The following is a 2631-nucleotide window of genomic DNA, read 5'->3' on the forward strand; positions in this document are numbered from 1 at the left end:
GAAGACCCTATAGTGATCAAGCAGATCCTTGATCACCTGAAGCACAAAGCCGAAACCAGCGGGACCAGGGCGTTACCCGAAAGCCGGGCGCCACCGGCTGAGCTGCTCCTGGGTCTGTTTGACTGACCCGTCCCAAACGATTCCGATCACGATGCTGCGGTAATTCAGCCGCGGCAGGGATGCGTTATGCCGGCGGCTTGGGTTGGCCCCGGCTGTCGGGAAAAACGGGTAAATTTTCGGCGGGATCGATGGCTACACGGGCCGGATTCAGAATCACCCACTGGCAAAGCAGGCCGTCATTCGCGGTCTACAGTGGCTGGACTTGGAGAAAAACGGCGTTTATTCTTCCTATACTCACAATCACTAAAAAATCTTGCGCATTGATTTTCAGTTCTATGTCTTTTAGGGCTTGTACTTTTCCGTCGTAAACCTTGTTTATTTTCTTAAAGGTTACGCTTGCCATCGGCTAATACTTTTTGCTCCTGTCACGATGTAGTTTGTCGAGTTTTGCCTGCTCGGCAATCAATCGGCTATATGCGCCTATAACCAATTTCTTTTTTTCTGGCGAAACCATTTTAGAGTATACATCAAACATGGCAAGCCATTGTTTGTATGTCCATTCCGAAATAAACGCCTCCTCGTGAAGATCGATTTGCTTTCGTATCCGCTTTTGTTGTTCGTATGAAAAAACTTTTTTTGTTTTTTCCTTAAAAAATCTGCCTGGCGCGGAATATACAAAAGCCAAGAAATCCCAGTAGTCGATTAGCGGCAATTTTTTTATGTCGCAGTATTCTTTTTTGTGAAAGTTCACAAAAAATATTGATACATTCGGGCTTGGCGAAAAGTCCGCTTTATCAAAGTTGTGAATGACTTTGATTTCGTAAATCGGCTTAAAAAGTAGCGACTTAAATCCATCTTGGCACAAAGGCTCACCTGCGTACTTATATACCGCCTCTTGTTGCATGACGAGATATAAATCCTCGGGCGTCCTTCCCGTCGTCAAAAGTTTGCTCAAAATATCCGCAGTCATGTTGAATGGTATGTTAGAAAAAACTTTGTACGGCTCGCTCGGCAAATCTACTGTTAGAAAGTCCCTGTTCAGCAGAACTAAATCCTCGTGCCCCTTTAATTGCTCAAGCAATCGCCTGTACAATTCCGCGTCGTACTCTATCGCAACAACTTGTCTACAGCGTCCAAGTAAGGCTCGAGTGATAATTCCTTTGCCGGGTCCGATTTCATAAACCAAATCATCGCAAGTTATATTGCTAAGTCCGACTAGTTTATTTACTAGTTGGGCATTGTGTAAAAAATTTTGAGAGTCTTTTATGTTGCGTTCCAATAGCCTACTCCTTTACCCGTGTGGCTATTTGATTTTTTGTTGCCGTTGGGTGTATCGTTATTGGTAAACTCGTATTTTTCATAGAGTTGCGTACTCTAATTCTATACAAGGCAATACTTAATATATTTTAGCATATATTTTAGCAAATATATTAGGAAAACACAATACATTTTAGAGTGGTTTCGAAAATAGTTAAATAAAAATGACTTGTAAAGGATATTCCCCGCAAAGGTTCAGTTCTGCCGTGCTGAAAAATTGCTTATTCGTAAAAGAATAGGCAGCTTTCTTTTTTGTTCGCCCCTTTTATTTCATAGAGTACTCAACTCTATTTACAATAGAGTGGGAGTGACTGGCACTCACAGGCAATGTCTGGCACTGGCTGGCATCACAGCTGAGACTTCAATATCTCGCAGCTGAGCGATAAACTGTATAAAAACACAGTATCGCAAGGATGCGGATCATGCCCCAAGTGGCGGCCAGGATGGCCAGCCGGGACGAGAACACTGGTCGTTACCAGCGTCACCGGCCCGAGCAAACCCTGCTCTATCGGATCGTCGAAGAATACTACCCGACGTTCGCTGCCCATTTGGCGGCGCAGGGCAGGGAACTGCCCGGCTATGTGCAACGCGAGTTTGACGACTACCTCAAATGCGGCCGTCTCGAACACGGCTTTCTGCGGGTGCGTTGTGAGTCGTGTCACGCTGAGCACCTGGTTGCGTTCAGCTGCAAACGTCGGGGCTTCTGTCCTAGTTGTGGCGCACGGCGTATGGCCGAAAGCGCCGCGCTACTGGTCGATGAGGTTCTGCCCGTACAGCCCATGCGCCAATGGGTACTCAGCTTTCCCTTTCAATTGCGCTTTCTGTTCGCCAGCCGGCCGGAGGTCATGGGCCGGGTGTTGGGCATCGTTTACCGCGTCATCGCCACGCATCTGGTCAAGAAAGCGGGCTATACCCACCAAGCGGCCAAGACCGGTGCCGTCACCCTGATCCAGCGCTTCGGCAGTGCACTGAACCTCAACATTCACTTTCACATGCTGTTCCTCGATGGCGTGTACGTTGAGCGTCCCAATGGAACAGCCCGGTTCCTCTGGGTCAGGGCGCCGACCAGCGCCGAACTCACCCAACTGGCGCACACCATCGCCCATCGGGTCGGCCGCTATTTGGAGCGGCAAGGCCTGCTGGAACGGGATGTCGAAAACAGCTATCTGGCCTCGGATGCGGTGGATGACGACCCGATGACACCCCTGCTGGGGCACTCGATCACTTACCGTATCGCTGTCGGTTCACAGGCGG

2 protein-coding genes are annotated in these 2631 nt (G+C 48.6%); one reads left to right on the forward strand and one right to left on the reverse strand.

Annotated features, from left to right (window positions below):
• Positions 1 to 466 precede the first annotated feature (466 nt).
• Positions 467 to 1339: an rRNA adenine dimethyltransferase family protein gene (locus tag FTT89_RS14410; RefSeq protein ID WP_084929516.1), complete on the reverse strand. Its 873-nt coding sequence runs from the start codon at positions 1337 to 1339 to the stop codon at positions 467 to 469.
• Between the two features lie 460 nt (positions 1340 to 1799).
• On the opposite strand from FTT89_RS14410, the gene FTT89_RS14415 reads away from it, so the two are divergent.
• Positions 1800 to 2631: transposase zinc-binding domain-containing protein (locus tag FTT89_RS14415; RefSeq protein WP_179995791.1), on the forward strand; the 832-nt coding region annotated here is incomplete at its 3' end.

This window comes from Acinetobacter sp. YH01025 (assembly GCF_013420185.1).
GTDB classification, from domain to species: Bacteria; Pseudomonadota; Gammaproteobacteria; order Pseudomonadales; family Moraxellaceae; genus Acinetobacter; species Acinetobacter indicus.